General features: G+C 45.8%; 22 protein-coding genes. 11 read left to right on the top strand and 11 right to left on the bottom strand.

What is annotated here, in order from left to right; translation table 11 throughout:
- Positions 1 to 6: 6 nt before the first annotated feature.
- From greA to BLW60_RS04805, 3 genes are all read right to left on the bottom strand, one after another.
- On the bottom strand, positions 7 to 477 hold the full coding sequence (gene greA / locus BLW60_RS04815; RefSeq protein ID WP_081348123.1) for a transcription elongation factor GreA: 471 nt from the start codon (positions 475 to 477) through the stop codon (positions 7 to 9).
- Positions 478 to 753: 276 nt separating this feature from the next.
- Positions 754 to 1,197 (bottom strand): peptidoglycan-binding domain-containing protein, encoded by a 444-nt coding sequence (locus BLW60_RS04810; protein WP_074714725.1) that lies wholly within the window; start codon positions 1,195 to 1,197, stop codon positions 754 to 756.
- 345 nt (positions 1,198 to 1,542) lie between these two features.
- On the bottom strand, positions 1,543 to 3,462 hold the full coding sequence (locus BLW60_RS04805; protein ID WP_074714724.1) for a cellulase family glycosylhydrolase: 1,920 nt from the start codon (positions 3,460 to 3,462) through the stop codon (positions 1,543 to 1,545).
- A 246-nt stretch (positions 3,463 to 3,708) separates the two neighbouring features.
- Here BLW60_RS04805 and BLW60_RS04800 point away from each other — a divergent pair, with 246 nt between their 5' ends.
- Positions 3,709 to 5,325, top strand: a complete 1,617-nt coding sequence (locus tag BLW60_RS04800) for a leucine-rich repeat protein (RefSeq protein WP_074714723.1) — start codon at positions 3,709 to 3,711, stop codon at positions 5,323 to 5,325.
- Positions 5,326 to 5,327: 2 nt separating this feature from the next.
- Here the strand turns inward: BLW60_RS04800 and BLW60_RS04795 are convergent, their stop codons facing one another.
- Genes BLW60_RS04795 through BLW60_RS04785 form a run of 3 tightly spaced genes read right to left on the bottom strand, consistent with a single transcriptional unit; the run spans position 5,328 to position 6,732 of the window.
- A complete protein-coding gene (locus BLW60_RS04795) occupies positions 5,328 to 5,987 on the bottom strand; it encodes a sigma-70 family RNA polymerase sigma factor (RefSeq protein ID WP_074714722.1) in 660 nt (219 codons plus the stop codon).
- A complete protein-coding gene (gene spoIIAB / locus BLW60_RS04790) occupies positions 5,977 to 6,414 on the bottom strand; it encodes an anti-sigma F factor (protein WP_074714721.1) in 438 nt (145 codons plus the stop codon). Before spoIIAB ends, BLW60_RS04795 begins: the two co-directional genes overlap by 11 nt.
- Positions 6,415 to 6,426: 12 nt before the next feature.
- A complete protein-coding gene (locus tag BLW60_RS04785; RefSeq protein ID WP_072949807.1) occupies positions 6,427 to 6,732 on the bottom strand; it encodes an STAS domain-containing protein in 306 nt (101 codons plus the stop codon).
- 180 nt (positions 6,733 to 6,912) lie between these two features.
- Between BLW60_RS04785 and BLW60_RS04780 the strand changes: the two genes are divergently transcribed.
- Both BLW60_RS04780 and BLW60_RS04775 read left to right on the top strand, forming a co-directional pair.
- Entirely contained in the window at positions 6,913 to 7,734 is an 822-nt protein-coding gene (locus BLW60_RS04780; protein WP_074714720.1) for an EFR1 family ferrodoxin, read from the top strand.
- Positions 7,727 to 8,317 (top strand): flavin reductase family protein, encoded by a 591-nt coding sequence (locus BLW60_RS04775; protein ID WP_074714719.1) that lies wholly within the window; start codon positions 7,727 to 7,729, stop codon positions 8,315 to 8,317. Before BLW60_RS04780 ends, BLW60_RS04775 begins: the two co-directional genes overlap by 8 nt.
- On the opposite strand, the gene BLW60_RS04770 is transcribed toward BLW60_RS04775, so the two are convergent.
- Positions 8,312 to 8,650 (bottom strand): hypothetical protein, encoded by a 339-nt coding sequence (locus tag BLW60_RS04770; RefSeq protein WP_074714718.1) that lies wholly within the window; start codon positions 8,648 to 8,650, stop codon positions 8,312 to 8,314. The two genes, BLW60_RS04775 and BLW60_RS04770, sit on opposite strands and share 6 nt — an antisense overlap.
- A 213-nt stretch (positions 8,651 to 8,863) precedes the next feature.
- Between BLW60_RS04770 and BLW60_RS04765 the strand changes: the two genes are divergently transcribed.
- From BLW60_RS04765 to BLW60_RS04755, 3 genes are read left to right on the top strand one after another with little or no spacing between them, the layout of a single operon-like run.
- Positions 8,864 to 11,458 (top strand): transglycosylase domain-containing protein, encoded by a 2,595-nt coding sequence (locus BLW60_RS04765; RefSeq protein WP_074714717.1) that lies wholly within the window; start codon positions 8,864 to 8,866, stop codon positions 11,456 to 11,458.
- A 20-nt stretch (positions 11,459 to 11,478) separates the two neighbouring features.
- Positions 11,479 to 12,594 carry a THUMP domain-containing class I SAM-dependent RNA methyltransferase gene (locus BLW60_RS04760; protein ID WP_175460886.1) on the top strand — a complete coding sequence of 372 codons (1,116 nt, stop codon included), beginning with the start codon at positions 11,479 to 11,481 and terminating at the stop codon, positions 12,592 to 12,594.
- 46 nt (positions 12,595 to 12,640) lie between these two features.
- A complete protein-coding gene (locus BLW60_RS04755; protein ID WP_074714716.1) occupies positions 12,641 to 13,306 on the top strand; it encodes a ComF family protein in 666 nt (221 codons plus the stop codon).
- A gap of 321 nt (positions 13,307 to 13,627) precedes the next feature.
- Here the strand turns inward: BLW60_RS04755 and BLW60_RS16200 are convergent, their stop codons facing one another.
- A complete protein-coding gene (locus BLW60_RS16200) occupies positions 13,628 to 15,052 on the bottom strand; it encodes a dockerin type I domain-containing protein (RefSeq protein WP_081348122.1) in 1,425 nt (474 codons plus the stop codon).
- 45 nt (positions 15,053 to 15,097) lie between these two features.
- A complete protein-coding gene (locus tag BLW60_RS04740) occupies positions 15,098 to 15,847 on the bottom strand; it encodes a glycosyltransferase family 2 protein (RefSeq protein ID WP_242872830.1) in 750 nt (249 codons plus the stop codon).
- Positions 15,848 to 16,206: 359 nt separating this feature from the next.
- On the opposite strand from BLW60_RS04740, the gene rpmG reads away from it, so the two are divergent.
- The 5 genes from rpmG (at position 16,207) to rplA (ending at position 18,498) form a co-directional block, all read left to right on the top strand.
- Positions 16,207 to 16,356, top strand: a complete 150-nt coding sequence (gene rpmG, locus BLW60_RS04735) for a 50S ribosomal protein L33 (protein WP_009984160.1) — start codon at positions 16,207 to 16,209, stop codon at positions 16,354 to 16,356.
- A 17-nt stretch (positions 16,357 to 16,373) separates the two neighbouring features.
- Entirely contained in the window at positions 16,374 to 16,607 is a 234-nt protein-coding gene (gene secE / locus BLW60_RS04730; RefSeq protein WP_074714714.1) for a preprotein translocase subunit SecE, read from the top strand.
- A 25-nt stretch (positions 16,608 to 16,632) separates the two neighbouring features.
- Complete coding sequence (gene nusG, locus BLW60_RS04725; RefSeq protein ID WP_074714713.1) at positions 16,633 to 17,160, top strand: transcription termination/antitermination protein NusG; 528 nt, start codon at positions 16,633 to 16,635, stop codon at positions 17,158 to 17,160.
- A gap of 93 nt (positions 17,161 to 17,253) precedes the next feature.
- Positions 17,254 to 17,679, top strand: coding sequence for a 50S ribosomal protein L11 (rplK, locus tag BLW60_RS04720; RefSeq protein WP_074714712.1), 426 nt, complete (start codon positions 17,254 to 17,256; stop codon positions 17,677 to 17,679).
- A 123-nt stretch (positions 17,680 to 17,802) separates the two neighbouring features.
- Entirely contained in the window at positions 17,803 to 18,498 is a 696-nt protein-coding gene (gene rplA, locus BLW60_RS04715) for a 50S ribosomal protein L1 (protein WP_074714711.1), read from the top strand.
- 57 nt (positions 18,499 to 18,555) lie between these two features.
- Here the strand turns inward: rplA and BLW60_RS04710 are convergent, their stop codons facing one another.
- Positions 18,556 to 19,686, bottom strand: a complete 1,131-nt coding sequence (locus BLW60_RS04710; RefSeq protein WP_139283366.1) for an Mbeg1-like protein — start codon at positions 19,684 to 19,686, stop codon at positions 18,556 to 18,558.
- A gap of 158 nt (positions 19,687 to 19,844) precedes the next feature.
- Positions 19,845 to 22,916, bottom strand: a complete 3,072-nt coding sequence (locus tag BLW60_RS04705) for a glycoside hydrolase family 9 protein (RefSeq protein ID WP_074714710.1) — start codon at positions 22,914 to 22,916, stop codon at positions 19,845 to 19,847.
- Between the last annotated feature and the right edge of the window lie 13 nt (positions 22,917 to 22,929).

Below are 22,929 nucleotides of genomic sequence, written 5' to 3'. Positions count from 1 at the left end.
CGCATTTTACTTGGAGATCTCAACGACCTCGAACTTCAGCTCGCCTGCGGGAGCTTCAACGATGAATATATCGCCGACTCTCTTTTTCATAGCAGCCTTGCCGATAGGAGACTCGTCTGAGATAAGACCTTCTCTTACGTTTGCATGGTTAGTACCAACGATAGTGAAAGTTTCGATCTTGCCGTTGTCAAGGCGTTTGATAGTGATCTTGGAGCTCATACCGATCTCGTCAACGGAAATGCTATCATCGTCAACGATCTCAGCATTGTCAATGGTATACTGAAGCTCCTGGATATGAGCTTCGAGGATAGCCTGTTCGTTTTTAGCCTCATCGTACTCAGCGTTCTCGGAGAGGTCTCCGTAGGAACGGGCAACTTTAAGTCTTTCAGCAACTTCCTTACGTTTATTGATCTTAAGGTCATCGAGCTCAGCGACGAGCTTGTCGTAGCTTTCTCTGGACATCTTCTTTGTAGCCATATCAATGCACTCCTTATATATTTAATAATAAATAGCATTACATACAATTATACTATATTACGCAAAAAAAGTCAACCCTTTAATAGCCTTTAGCCCTTAGCCATTAGCAGTTAGCTTGTAGGGGCAGCATATTTAATTAGCAATGCATAAAAAACGGGCGTACAGGATAAGTTGTGTTTCTTGTAAAGCATATTTCATGCTCACTGTCCAATGCGAATGACATAAAAAGGACGGACAATAAGTCCGCCCTTTTTCGATCAATGTCTTTTGTTAAGATCAATAGAAGATCTTCTTTATCTTTGCCTGTGTATCCTTTCCACAGTATCCATCTTCCTTTATTTTACCAACTGTATAACCTTTTTTCTTGTTGTTAAAAGTTGTTCTCTGGATGTACTTAACAGCCGCTGTTGTATTTGGGCCATAATATCCGTCAACTACTATCTTAGATCTTCCGCCATTGTTTGTATAATTGTCAAGTATCCAGTTATATGCAGCTTGGATCCACTTTACTTCGCTGTAAGACTTCCATGACTCATAATATCCGTTTGCTCTTGAAGCTGTCTGGAAACGCCAGTACTTGTCTGTATATTTATCTTCTGCTGATGCTGTGATTGCTGTATTTTTAAAGAGAGATACGCTGTTTGCTACTGATGGTGCGAGCGGAGCTGCACATAAAACTGCTGCTGATGCAACAACAAATGCCTTCTTAATAATATTCATTTCTAAAAAACCTCTTTGTCATAATTTGATGTCTATAGCTTTGATATGTCTATAGCTTTAATAAATCAGCGCGCTTGATCTATGTATTTATTATAGCATAGATATTGACTTTTGCCAATCATTTTCATAAATTGTTCACAAAAAATCATTGAAAAGACTAAACTGTTAGTTGTTATGCATATGCATTGATGTTAAACAAATACACGGTTTGTTTGCATTATCAATCAGCGGCAGCCTATGTAAATATTTATGAAATACGCTCATTATCAGTCTATGCAAATACATCTGCTCCCCATTGTTAAATAGGCAAAAAAGCGGCACGATAATACCGTGCCGCAGTTCTTATTAAGCTTTTGGAGTAAGATCAGTACGCTTTCCAAGTAAGAAAAGCTGTATCTCAAGAGCATCACCGTTTGTAACGCTTCCGTTATTGTTTACAACAGAACCGTATTTAAGTCCCACTGCTGTGATATGATTTTTGTCAGTACCATTCACGCCGTATTTATTAGGATTTGCAAGGCTCTGCATGATAAGAACAACGTCTGACATATCTACAGTGCCGTCGCTGTTAGCATCGCCCCATACTCCGTCAGTATCAATAACGCTCGTTGTTGTCTGAGGAGTTGTTACTGTAGTCGAAGTTGTTGCAGAAGCAGTTGTCTTGCTTGTGGTAGTAGTTGTAGTTGTTTCAGTTGTAGTCTTGCTCGTTGTTGCAGAAGTTGTTATAGTTTCGGTAGTAGTTACAGGCTTTGTTGTAGTAGTTGTTGTCTTTGGAACAACTATGCCGCTGCCGCTTGTACCGCCGTCCATGTTGCTTCCCTCACCTGAGGCTACGAAGTCGCCAAGTGAAACGCCGTTGCCAGCTGTTCCGAGCGGGATCTTGTGGTCAAGACTTATGTACTTACCGCTTGCAGTCTGCCAGAGCGATGGCTCTACAAATTCGTACTTCTCATCGTCCCACTTCTGGAAGTTATCGTACATAAGTCCGCCTGTATCCGAGGAGTTCTCATTGAAGCACCAGAATGTGTGGTGGATACGCTTCTTTATCATGTAGTCACGAAGAGTTGTGAGCCAGTGAGTATTTGCGCCTGACGGATCGTTTTCCTTGTCTATGAAGCCGCCCCATTCGCCCATGAGAAGCGGAGCAATATGATCTTCTACAAGATAAGCCCATGTGTCATGCCAGTATTCTTTAAGGAGAGACTCCTCATCGAACTTATAGCTTGTCCAGTTTGGCTTTGTGCCTGTTAAGTGGAACCATTCCTGCTCGTATACGAACGGACCGTAATCATGTGGAGAATAAACCAGCTGGCTCTGATGTTCGCCAAGGTCTACAGGGAAATCCTTTGCACCGCGGAAGTTAGCTCCCCACCATGCGCCGTAATACGGCTGATACTCTGACTCACCGTAGTGAGCGTAGTCAGTTGAAGGTGAATTCCAGTCATAGCCCTTTTCTATCTTAGGATATACCTCGATACCCTCGACCATTATAAGAAGATTAGGGTTCTTGTCGAGACAAGCCTTAGCACCCTTTTCAGCACCGTAACGCCAGTTGTTGGCATCGGACGAACCGTCCCATTTTGCAAAGCTGCCCTCATCTTTTTTACCGTGAGGCTCGTTCTTGAGGTCGATAGCGATAACGGTATCGTCGTCCTTATAGTAATCTGCGAACCATGCAAGAGCATCGAGCCAGTCCTTCTCACTGAAGCTGCTGTCATACCAGAGTGGGAAGTTATGACCTGCGGAATTAGTGGTAGCGCAGTGGATATCCATCATTATCTTGATGCCGTCCTCTCTGCACCATTCAACTACCTTGTTCCAGATGTCAAAGCTGTACATAGGTGTACCGCCCTCAACTCCCTCAACAGTGAGCTCAGGGTTTTTGTACTCGTTGAGCTTGATTATGGGATCGGGCTTTCCTGCCTTCCACTGAAGAAGTATCTCTGTGGACATAGGTACACGGAGAAGATTGAAGCCGTGATCTGCAATAAGATCAAGACAGTCGTGAACGTTTGCCGACCATGCACCGTCGAAGATCTGGCTTCCAACGTTGTAGCCGAACCAGTTTACACCTGTCAGCCATACCTCATTGCCGTTCATATCAACGATTTGTGCTTTATCGTTGACATGGAGCCAGTCATCATGGTACTCGTCAGGAGCAGCCATTACAGTTGCTGCTCTCTCGGGAAGCTGGTTTAAAGCAGGAATGAACACTGCGGCAGCTGCTGAAACTGCTGCCAGCCTCTTAAAAAATGATCTTGACATATTAAGACCCCTCTCAATATAGATTTTTCAGCAATTTTACGAAATTGTCAACATCATTATAACCCATTTTGCCCGAATTGTCAACGATATTTTGCATATTTCAGCAATATTCGGCTATTGATGTCCCACGCAGGCAAGTAACGGTGAAGATTTTTTTATCATGGGATTGATTATACAGTAAAAACAAGGTATAATTGATATTATAAGGGGGCTGCTTCAAAGGCAGTTATAAAAGGAGGACTTTCTATGAAAAAGCACAAATTATTATCGCTCATCGCCGCAGCTTCAATGGCTGTATCTGCACTTGCATCTCCTGCATCTGTCATTGCAGCAGATGAACAGTCGGTCTATTATCCTACATGGCAGGAAGCATACTTCAATATGCTTAAACTTGCTTTTGACAATAAGGAGAAATACGATTTCACCGACAAGGATTTCGGTACGCGATTTGAGCTTTACGATGTTGACAGTGACGGTACTCCCGAGCTGTTCATATCCGAAGCTGCATATCACCCCGGTATGTGCAGGATATATACATACAGAGACGGATATATCACCGACAGTATATCTCTCGGTACATACGGAATAGTGTACTGCGCTGATACTGCACCTTATCTTGTACAGTCAGACAAGCATATGGGCTACTCTTCCATGTCGTATTATGAGCTGAAGGACGGCAAGTTCGTTCATCTGAATTCTTTCTATGACAATATAGACAATGCCGAGACCGAGGAAGTATTCTATGAAGTGGACGGAAAGAAAGTTTCCGAGACAGAATACGTTCAGGCAAAGGAAAAATACGATCACCTTGAGCTTAAAGACCACGGCCGCAAGGAGCATCAGTACCTGATACAGGAACAGGTGGCTATGGGTATATATCAGTATTACTTCGACCACTATACTCTCGCAGGTATCGCCGAAGATACGGAGGAACTCAATATCCCCGATACGGTAAACGGTCTGCCTGTTACCGAAATAAAGCCCTTTTCCGTATGGGGAAAAGAACTGAAAACAGTAAAATTCGGCAGCAATATCTCTGTTGTAGGAGACCGTTCTTTCGGCGATAACGCTAAGCTTTCCTCTGTGGAGATAAATGACGGCATAAAAAAGTTTGGCGATCATGTTTTCGCAAACTGTCCTTCGCTTGAAAACATAACAGGTCCGAGCTATTCAAAGACCTATTTCTGCAAAAACGGCATGATGTTCTATGAGGACGAGTCAAAGCTCAAAGTATATCCTTCGGGAAGAAAAAATACCGATGTCATCGTTCCGAAAACCATAACAAGCGTCCTCAGCTCCGCTTTCAGCAACTGCGGTAATATCGAGAACATCACCTTCTCGGCAAAGACAAAACTCATCGGTGAAGGAGCTCTCGCTTACTGCAAAAATCTCAAAACAGTAACTATCCTTTCACCTGATGCAGTTATTGAAAATCCAAAGGCTTTCACCGAGAATAATTACAATATCAATTTCACTATTTCCAATGATGCTGACAAGAATAGCGGTGAATACTATTTCGACGGTGTGATAAGAGGATTTAAAGGCTCTACCGCAGAAGATTACGCTAAAAAGTACAACATAAAATTTGAAGCTTTAGACTGCAAGGCTATCGAAGCAACGGGCGATATCAACAGCGACGGTTCTGTCGATTCCGTTGATGCGTCAGCTATCCTTTCGGAATACGCCCGTACTGCAACAGGCAAGGAAAGTACATTCAATGAGGTACAGTTCTATGCTGCTGATATCGACAACAACTGCAAGATAGACTCAGTTGACGCTTCAAAGATACTGTCATATTACAGCTATCTCTCAACTCACGATGACTACGTCACAATAGATGAATTTTTCAACATGGCTATGTGATATCAGCTCAGAAGCTCCTCTCTCATTCGGGTGAGGAGCTTTTTTTCGCGCCGTGACACCTGCACCTGCGTCATACCCAGTGCCTTTGCAGTCTTTGACTGAGTAAGCCCTTTGAAATACCTCAGTTCAAGGAGTGCGCGGTCGTTAGGTTCGAGCTGTGCCATTATCTGCCGAAGCGCAAGCAGGTCTGTTATGCTCTCGTCGGGTGACTCCGTCGGTATATCCGTCTGCCCCTCGTCATCGTCACCTGCTGTAAGTGAGATAAGGGGCTGGCTCACGCATAACGCTTCCGATACATTGCTCTCGCTTTCACCCGAAAGCTGTGCAAGCTCCGTTATGGTAGGCTCCCTCATCTCACGCTGTCGGAACTCCTCACAAAGCCGCTGCAAACGCAGTGAAAGCTCCTTTAAACCGCGGCTGATGCGTATTGCTCCCCCGTCGCGGAAAAGCCGCTTTATCTCCCCGAGTATCACAGGTACGGCATAGGTGGAGAACTTAACTCCCCGTCCGCTGTCGAATGCCTTTACTGCTTTGAGCAGTCCGATACAGCCTGCGGAATACAGGTCATCGTATTCTATTCCCCGACCGCGGAAACGGTTTGCGCAGAGATGGACAAGTCCCAGGTTTTCTTCCGCAAGAGGTCTCTTTGTCTCAGTCTCCATGTGCTGAGAGCCTCTTTCTCATGGTGACGGTAGTGCCTTTGTCGGGAGTGCTCTTCACCTTCAGCCTGTCCATGAACGACTGCATCACCGAAAATCCCAGCCCCGAACGCTCTTCCTCGGGAGCTGTTGTGAACAGCGGCTCCATTGCCTGCTCCACATCTTCTATGCCGCAGCCCTTGTCCTTGACTCTTATGTATATTACCCTTTCGGGCAGCAGCCTCACCGTAAGCTCGATATTTCCCTTTTTGTGCCTGTAGCCGTGGACTACCGCATTAGTCACCGCTTCCGAGACTGCTGTTCGTATGTCGGAAAGCTCCTCCACCGTAGGATCTGCCTGTATCAGAAACGAGGATACCACAGCCCTTGCTGTGCCCTCATTTACCGACAGTGACGGCATGGTGAATTTTATCTCGTTGAGTATTTCCATTTCTCTTCTCCTTTATCTTATTTTTACAATCCTCTCTATGCCCGAAAGCTTCAGCACACGTCTTATGTATGGCTGCGGATTGAGTACCTCAAGTGCGCCGCCGCATTCCTTCATAAGCTTGCTCCTGCCCATTATAAGCCCTATGCCCGAGCTGTCCATAAAGGTTATGCCGCCGAAATCTATGGCAAGCTGCCGCGGCTGCGCACTGACTATGAAACGGTCAAGCTCCGCGCGGAGCTCCTTTGCGTTATGGTGGTCAATTTCACCACTGAGAGTGGCAATTGCCGCTCCATTCTCACTTTTTATATCTATTTTCAATGCTGTACCTCCTTTTTGCTGCCCTTTGCAGCCTTTTCTTGCCTCATTATACCACCTCGGCACAGAGAATTTTGTCGAATCTCCTGCCCTGTCAATGTTTTTCCGAAAAATAATGATAAAAGTTGCAAGTCGGGAATAATAATGGTATAATTAATAAGCAAATGATTTAGGAGGAATAATATGATCTTATATTTCTCGGCTACAGGAAATACGGAGTTTCTGGCTACGGAGATCGCAAAAAAGACCGACGATCAGTGCCTTAATCTCCTTGAAAGGATAAAAAATAAGGACTACTCCGAGATACGCTCGGAAAAGCCCTTCGTTATATGCGCTCCCGTGTATGTATGCGAAATGCCGCGCTTTTTCAGCGATTACATCAAAAAAGTGCCGCTGAAGGGCAGCAAAGACGTATATTTCATTGTAAACAGTGCAGGCTACGGCGGTATATCGGGCTATCTTGCCAAAAAGATCGCAAGGCACAAGAAGCTGCACTTCAAGGGCTATAACGAAATAGTCATGCCGCGCAACTACTTCATCAGCCACTATCCCGTGCAGACAAAGGACGAGATAAAGGAGCGGCTTGTAAACGCCTGTGAAAAAGTGAACGAGATCGCGGATAAGATAAAAAATGGTGAAAAGCTGCAATCGCGGTATATCTTCCTGTTTGAAAAGATAATCACTATCCCTTTCAACCCCGTATGGTCAAAATACAAGATGAAAGCAAAGGACTTTTTCACCACCGACAGCTGTATAGGCTGCGGCAAATGTGCGAGAGTCTGTCCGCTGAACAATATCATCATCAAAGACAAAAAGCCCGTATGGGGCGATAACTGTACACACTGCATGGCGTGTATCGGCAACTGTCCGAAGGACGCGGTCTTTTACGGGACTGTCACCCGTGAAAAGGGCAAATACAACTTCAATGACTACAAGTATATGCTGAACGAAAAAACATCGTCAGCTGTAAAAAACAAGGATCACCAAAGGAGAAAAAATGGCTAAACAATTCTGGAAAGGCAGTACTCTGCTCGCTCCCGTACCTGCCGCCCTCGTTACCTGCGGCACTATGGAAAAAACCAACGTTCTCACAATAGGCTGGACGGGTATTGTCTGTACAAGACCGCCTATGACCTATATTTCCGTGCGTCCCGAACGTTACTCCCACGACATCATCAAGGAGTCGGGAGAATTCGTCATAAATCTCACTACCTCGGCTATGTGCCGCGAGACTGACTTCTGCGGAGTCAAAAGCGGCAGGGATATGGATAAGCTTGCAGCCTGCGGCTTCCACACAGTACCTGCTCAGAAGGTCAGTGCTCCCCTTATCGAGGAGTGTCCTCTCAGTCTTGAGTGCAGAGTTACGGAGTCCAAGCTCCTGGGCTCACATACCATGTTCCTTGCAGAGATAGTCGGCATCGACGCTGACGAAAAATACATTGACAGCAAGGGCAAGCTGAACTTGCAACAGTGCGGTCTCATGGCTTTTGCTCACGGTGAGTACTTCGCTATCGGCAGAAAACTGGGCGACTTCGGCTTCTCGGTCAGAAAAAAGAAAAAGCACCGCAAGCCGCCAAAAAAGTCATGATGAGATATCCTCGATAAACTGACGCAGCTCATGTTCGGTATCAAAGCTTATGCCTTTGCTCAGCTGCTGCCTGTCCATGTCCGAAAGCAGCGACATATCCACATCTATGAAAATATACGGCTCGTCACTGCCGTCACGGAACACTACTGCCCGTCCGCCGTACTCGCGGACTGTATATTCGGGAGTATCCTGTTCTATAGCTGCTGCCGCAAGACGAGTCTCAACTTTCTTTTTGCGGACAGCCTGTCCGAGTGTGCATATCACCATAAAGGCTGAGGCAGTTATGGCAGTGACCATAGTAAAATATATTTTTTTCGCATTCCTGTATGTCATATTTTTACTCCCTTTACGTTTATCATGTGCGGTGTTGCATTAAATATTATCGCCCGTTTTTCCGTTATTATACAAAATGCTGAATTTTCGGAAACCTATTAACATTTCATCTCAAACGTGCTATAATATAAAATGTATATTTATGTACAAAAATAAATAATATAAAATCTTTGAAAGGAGCTGCCGTCGCTTTAAGACGGTCATTCTGACAAAATGAAAAATAAACACTTCGAGCCTTCTCCCGAGTTTGATGGCAACATGAGAGAAGCTCCGCCAACATCTCCAAAAAAGAAAAAGAAAAAACACAGCAAAGCCTTTATCATCTTCAAAAAACTGATGACTGTCATCGCTACTACTTTGCTGTCTCTGCTGCTGGTCATCATCATAACGGGTACTATCGTTAGTACGGCTATGGCGGCTTACGTCCTCAACTTTATGGACGAGTCCACAAACGTTACTTTGCAGCAGCTCGAATCAGGAAGCGATACCTACTTCTACGGAAACGAAACAAACGAGAACGGCGAAAAGGAGCTTGCTGTAATACACAGAATAAAGAGCGACTTCCAGCGTATCCCCGTTTCTATCGACAGAATACCACAGCACGTAAGAAATGCCTTTGTTTATACTGAGGACGAGCGTTTCTACGTACACGACGGTGTTGACTACAAGCGTACTTTCTCCGCTTTCCTCAACCTGTTCCTCCACTTCTACGATACCGAGCAGGGTGGTTCGACTATCACTCAGCAGCTCATCAAGAACCTCACAGGTGATAACGAGCCCTCTCCTGCACGTAAGATACGTGAGATCTTCTCGGCTATGCAGCTTGAAAAGACTTACTCAAAGGACGAGATACTCGAGGAGTACCTCAACTACATCGGCTTCGGCGGTCCTGTAAACGGTATACAGCAGGCTGCTATCACTTACTTCGGTAAGAGCGTTGACGACCTCACTATCCCCGAGGCTGCCGTTCTCGCTGCTATACCTAAGAGCCCTGAGGAATACGGTCCCGATGTTATCTACCACAGAGACAACGATCCCAAAGAGCCTGTAGTAGTTGACGGACGTGCCAACAACAAGCCCCGTCAGGAATACGTTCTCTATAAGCTCTATGAGAACGGTGCGATAACCTACGACGAGTATCAGGAATACCTCGTTACTCCCCTCCTCTTCAGAAATTCCGAGGAATACAAAAAGCTTCACCCCGAAGATGACGCTAAGGAGCTCGAAGAGAGAGAAAAGGCTTATACATGGGTTGTCGATGCTACTTACTACGAAGCCGTTAAGATATTCATGGACAAGTATGACCTTGATTACTCTAAGGCTATGACAAAGCTCCAGAAGGGCGGCTACAGAGTTTATACCACATATGACGACCAGATGCAGAAATATGTCGAGGAAAAAATGCTCAGCCTTGAGAACTTCTACCCTGCTTATTTAAGTACGATAACTCATGAGGTCGACCTTGAACCTGTCGATCACCCCGACGGAAAGCCTGAGGTGTATACTCCTCACGTTGGCTTTGTCGCTATGAACTATGACGGCGAGATACTCTGTGCAGTCGGAAACGTCGGCGAAAAGACACAGTCTCTCGTTGATAACTACGCAGTGCTCAACAAGCGTCAGGTCGGTTCTACTATCAAGCCTATATCTGGCTACGGCTACGGTCTTGAAAACAATCTCCTTCACTGGAGCACCACATTCCCAGATTCACCTACACTGACAGGTGAGGACGGCAATCCATGGCCTTACAACTACGGAAGAGCTGCGGGCACAGGCGCACAGATCCCTGTATGGAGAGCTCTCCAGAACTCATTCAACACTATCCCTGCTCAGCTCTGTGCAAAATTTGGCGTTGATGAGATATACAAGTTCTCCACCGAAAAGCTTGGTCTTGATCTTGTTCCGAACGATAAATCAGGTCCTTCACCTCTTACCCTTGGTTCTCTCCATGAGGGTGTTACTCTTAAAAACCTTGTTAACGCTTATCTCCCTTACGGACATGAGGGTATATACAACGAAGCACACATAATCTCGAAGATAGAGGACAGCACTCAGCAGATAATCTATCAGAACAACGGCAACCCGAGACAGGTCATCTCTGACGAGACAGCTTACGTTATGAACCGTCTCCTCAAGAATGTCGTTGAAAACGGTACAGGTACTGCTGCAAGACTTACCAATAAGGTAGTCTGCGGTAAAACAGGTACTACAGAGAACTGGTACGACGAAGTCTTTGTTGGTCTTACTCCTGACTTTATCAGCGGTATCACCACAGGTTACAAGTACAAGTCGGATTCTCTGGAGATCCCGTCAGGTATCTCTGCTAAGGTATGGATGAATATCATCGGCGATTGGGCAAATACCCATTACCTCGATACTCCCAGCGACTTTGAAAAGGTAAAATCCGTAATCGAGATGCCTATGTGTACAAGCACAGGTCTTATCGCAGGCGCAGGCTGCGGAAAGGGTGCTATCGGTTACTGGAAGTCAGAAGTTACTGATAATTATTCTCCTCCGTACTGTCAGGGTGCTCATTATACAGCTCCTGCTCAGACAACTACAAACGCTTCAACAGGCGGAGATACAGCAGGCGGCGGTGCAGCAGCAGGCGGAAACGCAGCTGGCGGCGGTGCAGCAGCAGGCGGTGATGCAGGTGCAGGCGCAGGCGGATACACAGGCGGTGGAGACGCTGGTGCAGGCGGATACACAGGCGGCGGTGACGCAGGTGGCGGAGCTGCTGGCGGCGGCGGAGACGCTGGCGGCGGAGCTGCTGCTGTTGGCGGCGGAGATGCCGCAGGCGGTGTTTAATACTTAAAACAGGTGATAAATTGAACGATAAAATAAGATTATGCTGTCCATGCCACTTCGGTCTGGAAAGCGTATTAAAGTACGAAATACAAAAGATCGGCGGTACTGACTTAAAGGTCAGCGACGGTAAAATAAGCTTCACGGGCGACGAGAATATCCTCGCCCGTGCTAATCTTTGTCTGTCAACTGCCGAGCGTGTGCTCATCGAGCTTATTGAATTCAAGGCTACTACCTTTGAGGAGCTTTTCCAAGGCGTAAAGGCTATAGAGCTTGAACGCTATATAGGTCCGCAGGACGCCTTCCCAGTAAAGGGACACTCTCTTAACTCGGCTCTTCACAGCGTTCCCGACTGTCAGTCCATAGTAAAAAAGGCTGCTGTTGAAAGGCTGAAAGCAAAGTACGGTATAAACTGGTTCGACGAAACAGGTCCTACGGTACAGATAAAGTTCAGCATACTTAAAGACGTTGTTTCTATATACCTTGATACAAGCGGTGTGGGACTCCACAAGCGCGGCTACAGACGCAACTCCAATGCAGCTCCTATCAAGGAAACTCTTGCGGCAGGAATTATCGACCTTGCAAGAGTCCGTCCCGATTCAATAGTATGCGATCCATTCTGCGGAAGCGGTACTCTCCTTATCGAAGCTGCTCTGAAAGCTCTGAAAATAGCTCCGGGCATCAACAGAAGATTTGCTGCTGAAAAGTGGAGCTGTCTTGACTCAAAGATCTGGCAGGAGGAAAGAAAAAGAGCTATCGACAGCGTTGACAGGTCGGCTGAGTTCCACGGAATAGGTGCTGATATCGACGATGCGGCAGTTGCTCTTACTCTTGACAACGCTCACAAGGCAGGCATCAAGTCAAGGCTGACTATCGAGCAGGCTGATATAACAAAGTTCGTTCAGCCCGAAAACTCCATTGTTATCTGCAATCCGCCTTACGGTGAGAGACTCCTCGAACTGAGAGAGGCTGAGGATATCTACAGAAAAATGGGAAGAGTTCTCGGCAAGGGCGGCAGCAAGCAGAGCTACATAATCTCACCACATGAGGAGTTCGAGAAAATTTTCGGCACACCTGCCACAAAGCGCAGAAAGCTCTACAACGGCATGATAAAGTGCCAGTTATATATGTATTTTTAAAAGATAAAAGCTCCGTGATAACGGAGCTTTTGATTTAGGTGATGATATGAGATTTGAAACCAAAAGAAAGATACTGCACCTGTTCTTTCCCACAAGATGTCCTATATGCGGCGATATCATCGATGCTATGAACAGGTTCTGCAAGTCCTGCGAGGAAAAGCTGAGTATATACGACGGCACGTTCAGCATTGAAGGTGCGGAAAGCTTCACGGCTGCATTTGAGTATGACGACTCTGTAAAGCCTGCCATATTCCTTATGAAAAACGGTATCGGCGGCAATGCGGACTTCGCTCTCGGCAGTATTCTCGCCGAGCGTTTAAAGTCTGAGGGCATAAAGGATAAAATTGATATTATCGTTCCTGCTCCGCTGCATAAAAAGGACCTGCGCAGGCGCGGCTTCAATCAGTCGCTGCTCATTGCAAAAGAGATAAGCCGTACCCTCGGTATCCCCGTTGAGGCAAAGGCTGTTTTCAAGACGCGCCGCACCCGTGCTCAGAAAGAACTGGATCATCTGAAAAGATCGCTCAATCTGAAAAATGCCTTTTCTGCGGACAGCAAAAAGCTCAAAGGCAAGCGCGTCCTCATAGTTGATGATATCTGCACTACGGGCAATACGCTCCGCGAGCTCATCACTGTGGCAAAAGAAAACGGCGCAGTTTCCGTACACTGCGCCTGCTGCTGTAAAACCGCTAAAAAAGCCGTTAGCCATTAGGAAGCGGCGACGGAGTCCTCGACGTTCCACAAAAATCGACCATGTAGGGGCGAGTTCCGCTCGCCCGCGCAGGTATGCGGTTACACTGTACATCGCCCCACGAATATTATTGTTGTATCACGGGTGGATAATATCCGCCCCTACAACGGAACGCCGAGAGTTACTCCTACAGTGTATGGAGAGACAGAGGGGCGCATCTCCTGTTAGCAGACGTGACCTACTGCTTCATAATTTAAATAATTCGAGCGCAGCGAACGCCTTAACTCTCAATTCTCAGCTCTCAACTAATGAACCCCGAGGCAAAGCCTCGGGGTTCATCTTCTATTTTCTGTTTTTGATAAAGTCGCTAAAGTCTATTTTTTTATCCGTTCCCGAATTATATGCATAATACGCCAGTATCAATGATGCATCGACTGAATCTGCCATGCCGTCATTATTAACATCTGCCGCAAGCTTCTGGCGTTGATCTGTGAATGTTGTTGCCTTGCCGCTGGAGATATATGCATATTCTTTCATAAGTACAGAAGCGTCAACTGAGTCCACAAGCTTATCGTTATTTATATCGCCCATTGCATACGGTGGATCAGCTATTACAGTTATGCTTCCCTTATCAAGCCCCTCGCTGAAAGCGTATTTCGTCATTGCCTTGCCCTTGTCATCGTTGGCGAAGTTGGTGAAAAGCGGCTGTATCTTTCCGTATTTGGACTTTCCTACCTCAAAGCTGAACACATCTCCCACCTTACATTCCGCAGGAAGTGTAACATCTACCGTCCACATAATTCCGTCCTTGCCAGCATCAGTCGAGCCGCCTGTTGTAAGTACGATGAAGTCCTTGGTATCACCTATTGCCTGTCCGACTGTGAGCTGGTCGATAGCCTGACCTGCTTTAACTTCTCCTATTTTCAGTCTGCTGTCAAAATATACGTAGAGCACAGTCTCACTGTAGAGCTTATCTGCTCCCTCAACTGTGATAGTTACCTGTTCTTTGCGGTTTGGCGACTCACTGAGGTATACTTCCGTACGGCTAAGCTTGAATATAGGCTTACCCTGAACGGCTGTGCGTGTGGTAGTTGTAGTTGTAGATGTAGTTGAAGTAGTTGACGTTGTTGTGGTGGTCTTTGAAGTAGTTGTGGAAGTCTTTGTGGTAGTTTTAGATGTGGTAGTTGTAGTTTTTGAAGTCGTTGTGGTAGTTTTTGACGTTGTGGAAGTAGTCGATGCAAGTGTATTTACAGACAATGTCTCGAAGCGATATTTATACTTGGCAGCATATTCGGAAGCAGGAGAATTTTCTGCTCCGACTATCTTTCCTGTGTATACTGCCGCTGTACTTCCGCTGCCTGCCGAGTTACATATAGTATCGCCGCTGTCGAACAAAGTGCAGCTTTTATTGTATATCACTATCTCCTCAAGCTTTCGGCAGTCCTTGAACGCATACTTGCCGATCTCACTGACACTTTCGGGAAGTGTAACTGCTGTGACCTCTCTGCCTGCAAACGCATTATCGCCGATAACTGTTACAGGGAGTCCTGCTATCTGTGCAGGTACATCTACCTTTCCCGAAACAGCTGCATTGCTGAGCTCAACGTGGTCTGAATACTTATGATAGGTTATCCCGGCAGATGTGGCAGTTGAATACTCGAAAGCCTGAGACTCGTCTGCGCTGCCTGTAAATATATAGCCGCTCGGAAGTGCTCCTGCTATTATTGCCGCCGAAAGCACGGCTGATATGCACCTTTTTAACTTCATATATACCTCCGTATCCAGCCATACGCTGAGGGCTGAACAGAAAAATTATTTATTGTAATCGTAGAACATTTCGTCCATAAGCTTGTCGTAGCCGCTGCGGTCGCCGAATGCAGCTTTTATCAATGCCCCTGCATTTTTGAATATGAGCTTGAAGTAAAGCCAGTCCCCCATATCATCGTACTTTCGCGTGGAATTGATAAGGCGATTTTTTCGCAGACAGCCGTACTTCTTACCGCTCTTTCTGCCATAGGCTCTCAGTGCCTTTGCTGTCGCGATGTCCTCCCCTGCTTTTTTCTCAATAAATCCACCTATAGCGTCAAAATCAGACTTCCTTGCCCAGAATATACCGCAGTAAAGTCCCGTAAGCTTAAAGCCCAGACGGCAGATGATATCGTTTAACCATAATGCCGCCGAGTATCTCTCGAAGCGCAGCGGAGCTCCGCCGCCTATGTACTTTCCGCTGTTGAGCATACCAAGTATTTCGCGCAGAGTATCCTCGGTCATGCGGTTATCGCAGTCTATAGTTACTATTACCTTTCCCCTTGCAGCATTGATACCTGCATTTCGGACTGTGGCTATACATCTGCTCTCGTCGGCAACGACACGCGCTCCGTTTGCAAGTGCAAGTTCGGCAGTACGGTCCGTACATCTGTTGCATACGATTATAGTCTCAACTCCGCATTTAACACGGGAAGCAGCCTGTTTTATCGAATTTATGCATCTTTCCACATACTTTTCTTCGTTATGTGCAGGCACTATAACTGATATGATCACATTGTCCGAAATAGTCATCATCTCCCCTGCTGCTTATTTATACTATTATATATTATAAGCGTTTAGGTATTAAAAGTCAATAGCAGGCAGCGGCAGCGTGACGCTGCACCCTTGCTCGTCCGTTTATCATCGAAAGGGTATTTGCTTCTCGACACGAGGAGTATCATCGCAATTATCGGGACGCCGAGGGCGGCGTCCCCTACAAAGCTCTAACCACTAAACACTATAAGCTAAAAACTTTCAAAAAATGCTTGACATTGCTATTTATATATGTTATAATGGTAGTACCTCGTTGGGGGTTTATTTTTTTGCCCCCGTGCGAGGGAGGCAAACAACCTACCTTTGGTAACAAAGGAAGTACTAATTCAGGAGGTGCCGATATGAGAGTAAAGGTTACTTTAGCTTGTACAGAGTGCAAGCAGCGCAACTATGTTTCCAAGAAAAACAAGAAGAACGACCCTGACAGAATTGAAATGATGAAACATTGCAAATTCTGCAGAAAGCATACTCTTCACAAGGAAACAAAGTAATCGGAAGGGGTATTTTTATGGCTAAGAATACAACTTCAGATAAGAAGTCCGAGAAAAAAGAAGTAGGAAAGATCCGAAAATGGTTCAAGGACCTCAAAGTAGAATTCAAAAAAGTGGTTTGGCCATCTAAGGAAACTGTAGTAACCAACACATCAGTCGTTGTAAGTGTTATCGTTGCATCAGCAGTTTTCGTAGGCGCAATAGATCAGCTTTTTATGTTCTTGATGCGTTTGATCTATAACGCTCACTAATTCAGAGGAGATCAGGAGGAGAATTATGTCAGAAGCAGCTAAGTGGTACGTTATCCACACATATTCAGGCTATGAAAATAAGGTAGCTCAGAATATTGAAAAGGTTGTAGAAAACCGTAAGCTTCATGAACTTATCCAAGAGGTCAGAGTTCCTACTGAAAGAGCAACTGAGATCACAGATGGAAAAACCAAAGAAGTAGAACGCAAAACCTATCCGGGTTACGTTCTCGTCAAGATGATAATGAACGATGATTCATGGTATGTCGTTCGCAATACCAGAGGCTGTACAGGCTTCGTAGGACCTGCTTCAGAGCCTACTCCCCTTTCAGAAGAGGAAGTTGAAAAGCTCTTTGGCATTGAAGTTTCTTCTGTTACTGTTAACTTCAAGGTCGGCGACAGCGTCCGTATCTCAGGTACTGCTATGGACGGATTTATCGGTGTTGTTCAGAACATCAATCTTGAAGACCGTTCTGTAGACCTTCTTGTCTCAATGTTCGGTCGTGAGACTCCAACTACACTGCCTATAAGTCAGGTAGTATTAGTGGAGGATTAATTCAGGTCAAAAAGAACCCGCAGTATGGGTTCAGTGGGAGAGGTAAAATAATTCTTGCCTCGCCATTTACCACATTTATGGAGGTGCGAATACATGGCACAGAAAGTAGTTGGCTACATTAAGCTTCAGATCGCAGCAGGAAAGGCTACTCCTGCACCACCTGTTGGTCCGGCACTCGGTCAGCACGGTGTTAATATCATGGCATTCACAAAGGAATTCAACGAGAGAACAAAGAACGACATCGGTATGATAATCCCTGTTGTTATCACTGTTTACGCAGACCGTTCATTCTCGTTCATCACAAAGACTCCACCCGCAGCTGTTCTTATCAAGAAGGCTTGCAATATCAACAGCGGTTCAGGAGTACCTAACAAGACTAAGGTCGCTAACATCACAAAGGAACAGATCCAGAAGATCGCTGAGACAAAGATGCCTGACCTCAACGCAGGTTCACTTGAGGCAGCTATAAGCATGATCGCTGGTACAGCTCGTTCAATGGGCGTTGTAGTTGTTGACTAATCAATTTTTTGAATGATGAAGTGGGATATTTTCCCGTTCAGAGTTCTATTGGTGGGAGGAAAATTCCGCTAATCGGGTAAGCTATAAGCTCCCGGTATTACCACTTAAATAGGAGGAAATATAATGAAACACGGCAAGAAATATGTTGACAGCGCAAAGGCTGTTGATTATGCAAAGCAGTATGAGTCCGCAGAGGCTCTTGACTTAGTTTGCAAGAACGCAAAGGCTAAGTTCGATGAAACTATAGAGGCACACATTCGTCTTGGTGTTGACTCAAGACACGCTGACCAGCAGGTTAGAGGTGCTGTTGTTCTCCCTAACGGTACAGGTAAGACTGTTCGTGTATGCGTATTCTGCAAGGAAGACAAGTATGAGGCAGCTCAGGGCGCAGGCGCAGAGTTCGTTGGTGGACAGGATCTCGTAGACAAAATCATGAAGGAAAACTGGATGGACTTCGACGTTGTTATCGCTTCACCTGACATGATGGGTCTCGTTGGTCGTCTTGGTAAGGTTCTCGGACCTCGTGGTCTTATGCCAAACCCAAAGGCTGGTACTGTAACTCCTGATGTTGCAAAGGCTGTTACAGAGGCTAAGGCTGGTAAGATCGAGTATCGTCTCGACAAGACAAACATCATTCACTGTCCTATCGGTAAGGCTTCATTCGGTGCTCAGAAGCTCGAAGAGAACTTCTCTACACTTATGGAAGCTATCGTAAAGGCTAAGCCTGCTGCTGCTAAGGGTACTTACCTCAAGAGCTGCACAGTTACTTCAACAATGGGCCCTGGTGTTCCTGTTGCTACAGCTAAGTACGGTGTTTGATAAATAATAGCTAATATTAAAGGCTTCACAGAAATGTGAAGCCTTTTTGTTATTGTATCATGGCTGCTGAGGTTTGAATATGGCACCCGTTCCGTCTTTGGCGATCTTTTTGATAGCACCTTTCATTATCGCCTGCTGTTCGGGACGAAGCTTTGAATACGCCTTGATAAGTGCAGGATACAGACGAAGCTTGTTTATCTCCTTCAATGTATCCTTATCGGTAGAATTGAGCACCTCAAACAGCGAATCCGTGAATATCTGCCTCTCTGTATCGCTGAATTCTTCAAGAAGTCCCGATATCGCCTTGTTTATAACATCGCCCGACTTTTTCAGCTTATCCGCAAGCACGAAGCGATTGCGGCGCAGCTCCCAGCTGTAGGAAAAATGCTGGCTCAGTCCGATAGCGGAGTTCTTTACTATCTTCGGCTCACAGCTGCTTCCGAGAAGCATACCAACGATAGAAACCTGCGGTATATAGCTTCTGATATACGGAAGCATTTTTTTATACATATCAGATTCTATTATCTCGTCTCTGAAACCCGGACCGTCATAGGAATAGATGTCCCTGATGTGCTGACGCACATTTTCCTCGCAGAACATAGAGCTGTAAATAGCGAAATTTCCGCCTTTTGAATGTCCGCCGAGCCTAACCAGCTCTGCTCCCGAATAAGCCTTATCCACATAGCATATCGCCTGCTGCTGACCTGCTGTCTGCTGCATAAAACTGAGATTAAAGTCCTCTTTCCAGCCTACGACAGTTCCGTCCGTACCGCGAAAAGCTATAAAATCGCTTCCGTCGGGCAGCCTGTAGGTAAGTGCCGAAAACTGCATATCAGCAGAATGTTCAACCATGCTGATATATCCGCTAAGCAATGTTCCGCGATAACGCCTTGACTCGGCAAGCTTTCTGAACAGCATATTATCCTGATCGAAGGTAATGATCCTGAGCTTCTTATCAATTTTTTCGGGATCATATATTTTATAAGCCTCGGGAATTGTTATGCTTTCCTCAAAACTTTCGGAAACTACGCCTTCCAAGGGCACATAGCAAAACTGAGACAAAACCAATCCGTCGATCTCATTGAACGGATCTGCTGAAAACGGAACATCTCCCCGCCAGTCGAGGTAATCAAGAATGTTCGCCAGAAAAGTCCCCCCTATCTGAAAATACTGACGTATAAAGATCACGCCAAATCAGATCATTGATACTCATGCAATGGTATATTTCTCTTTATATAACATTATATCACTTTTCTGTCATGTTTTCAATAGGCATATATACAAAAAATAAACCGAGCGGATATACCGCTCGGTTTACTAATGGGATTTTATCCCGATATTACTAATTACTTAGTAGGATCAAGTGAAGAGATCTTGTTGAGGAGGAAGTTCTGGATACGAACTGCATCCTGAGTTGTGATGCCCTTGCTTGATGTGTCAACGTCAGCGTTAGCCTTACCCTGTGCTGTGATAGCAGACTTATCTGTACCGCCCTCACCGTACTTGTTCGGGTTAGCAAGGCTCTGCATGATAAGAACGATATCGCCCATATCTACATCGCCGTCGCAGTTAGCGTCGCCCCATACCTTAGCAGAAGGAGTAACATCTGAAACTGTTGTAGTTGTAACAACAGGTGTCTGAGTTGTAGTTGTTGTGCCAGGTGTAGGTGTAACATATGTATACTTCTGCTCCTTATCCTGGAGGAACTCAACGATCCAAGCAAGAGGAGCATTCCAGTTGATTGTAACCTCGTTTGTTGACCAAGCTTCGATAGAGTCAACGAAACATCTCTGTGACGGGTTATCTTCCTTACCGGGAACGAATCCGAGAGCACGTACATATGGATCCTGGAGACCTGCGTTAGGACCGCCTGAGAGAACTCCGTCAGGAGCCATAGGCAGAGTCTTATCAAGCTCGTGTGACCAATATCTGTGGTGAGGATTCTTTTCCATGTATGTACCGTAACCTGTGACGAATGAGAATGAAAGTGGGTTACAGCCGAGGAGGTAGTTCATACCTGTGAGAACACCGTTCATGTACTTGTCATCGCCTGTAAGGTCATAAGCATATGACATTACCATGAGGTTGTTGATAACCATTGAGTTTGAACCCCACTCATAACCGTGGATGATTATGCTTGGATCAAGGTTGTTAGGATCGTTGTATCCTTCACCGTCATACTTGTAAGGAATACCGTAACCCTGGATCTGTTCTTCTTCGATGTAATCATCAGCAGTCTTCTTGATAGAAGCTGTAAGTGTAGCATACTGCTCATCAGTAAGAACTTCTGGGTGGAGAAGGAGTGAGAGTGAACCTGCGGCATTTGTATTACCCCAGTTAAGAGCTGTGAATGAACCGTCCTTGTTCTCACCGCCTGTGATTCTTGTAGGAACCTTGAAAGCATTTGTATATTCAGAAAGCTTTGTGAGGTATGTATCAGCATCAGCATCCTTGAGGATCTTAGCAGATGTATAGATCTCACAAGCTGCCCAGTACATATCGTCCTTAACCTCGTTATCACCGTAAGGACCACCGCCCTTAGCCTGATACATAGGTGCGTAGAGTGACTTCTCGTTATTCTCTTCGTCATCACCTGCCTTGTACCAGTTCTTCTCAGCAGCTGCATAAGCGTCCTTAGCTTCCTGGAGATAGAATGCAGACTTTGTTGAGTCATATGGCTCGATAAGTCTTGCCATCTGAGCTGAGCAAGCAGCATAGTTCAGTGTAGCAGCAAACGTTGGTGGCTTAACGATACGCTCTGTATTCCAGCCCTTGTCACCGTTCTCAAGCTTTTCACCTGAGTAGTCCCAAGGTCTTGTAGCAAGTCCTGTCCACTTGTGGTCGTGGAGCTTGTGGTAAACCATTCCTGCGTACTTGCCCCATGTAGGCTCCTTAGCATCAACCTTCATAGCTGTCATGAATTCGAGCTCGTAGAGACACTCATCGATGATATCAGGGAGCTTATTGCCTGTCTCAGGGATACTTACTGTGCCTGAACCGTCAGCAAACTTCTCCTTTGTCTTCTCGTTGAATGTAGCTCTCTCATACATATTGAGGAGAGTCCATACTGAGATACCGCCGTTAACAACGTATTTACCGTGGTCACCTGCGTCGTACCAGCCCTTGTTAGCTGTGATCTTAGATGAAGCATATGTGCTTGTAGCCTCTGAATTCTCGAGGTACTCGTTCTTCCAGATCTTCTGTACGTAAGCTGTATCAGTCTTATGACCACCCTCATGAGCAAGAGTCTTCTTATCACCTGATGTGATATACTTCTCTTCTATATCAATACCTGAACGGTTCTGATAGAAGTAGTTAAGAGCATTCTTGAGCATATCGTGTGAAGAATCAGAATAGATGTCGTCACCGATATTGAATTCCATTGATCTCCAGCTTTCGCCCTTTATACGGAGATAGTATCTGCCAGCCTTGTTAGCCTTTGAGAAGTCGATCTTACAAACAGTATCAGCTGAATCAGGATCCTTCTTTGCTGTAGTTGTCTCGCCTGTCTCAACAACAGTGCCTGATGAAGCATCAACGAGCTCCCAAGTATAAGAACCTGAAAGGTCGATTGTTGAAGCACCGTAAAGGATATCACCCTTGTTATCGCCGAGTGTAGCTGTCTTAGCAAAGTTTGTGAAGTAACCAACCTGGTTTACAGAAATGAAGTTAACGAGCTTGCCGCCTTCCTTCATTGAAGGATCAAACTTAGCAGAATAGTCACGGTTTGTTGCACCGTATCCCTCGTCAGGATCTGCATTACAGCAGCCCTCACCTGGAGCCTTGTCGCCGCAGGTTACGCAGTCGATAACCATGTCGTCAAACCAGATCTCGTCGCCTTCTTCAGCATTACCCTGATACTTAGTACCCTTAGCATAGTGGAAGCACCACTCAGCTGCTTCGAGGTCCTCAGTTGGCTTGAATGTACCCTCAAATGTCTGCCACTCAGTTGTGAGTGAAACAGCCTTTGCAGGCCACTGACCGCCCATGTGAGGTCCCATGTGCATATCGTTTGAAGCACCATCGAGCTCAAAATACTCGTTGTTACCGGAAATATCACCGATCTTAGAGCAAAGCTCCATGCCTGCTCTCTTTGCCTTAGCCTTGAAGCTTACCTTGTACTCGTGGCCAGCCTTGAAGCTGAGGTTTCTGTGTCTGAACTGAAGGTCCCACTTTTCGTGGTCAGCACCCTCAGGAACTTTTACCATAACGTGGAATGTACCATCTGTAAGCTCAAAGTTCTGCTTAGCAGGTGATGATTCACAAGTGTGCCAAGGCAGAGCCTTGTGATCGAATGTGCTCTCACCAACTACGAGACCAGCTGAAGCTGTCATAGGTGCTATCACATTAACAGCAGCAGGAGCAATTGTAGCCATGGCCATAACGCTGGCAAGAATCTTTGAAGTTTTCTTGTGCATTTGAATACCCTCC

The organism is Ruminococcus flavefaciens, assembly GCF_900108555.1.
GTDB classification, from domain to species: domain Bacteria; phylum Bacillota; class Clostridia; order Oscillospirales; family Ruminococcaceae; genus Ruminococcus; species Ruminococcus flavefaciens_P.
Note: the sequence above shows the minus strand (reverse complement) of the source record. Positions and strands in the feature narration are given on the sequence as shown.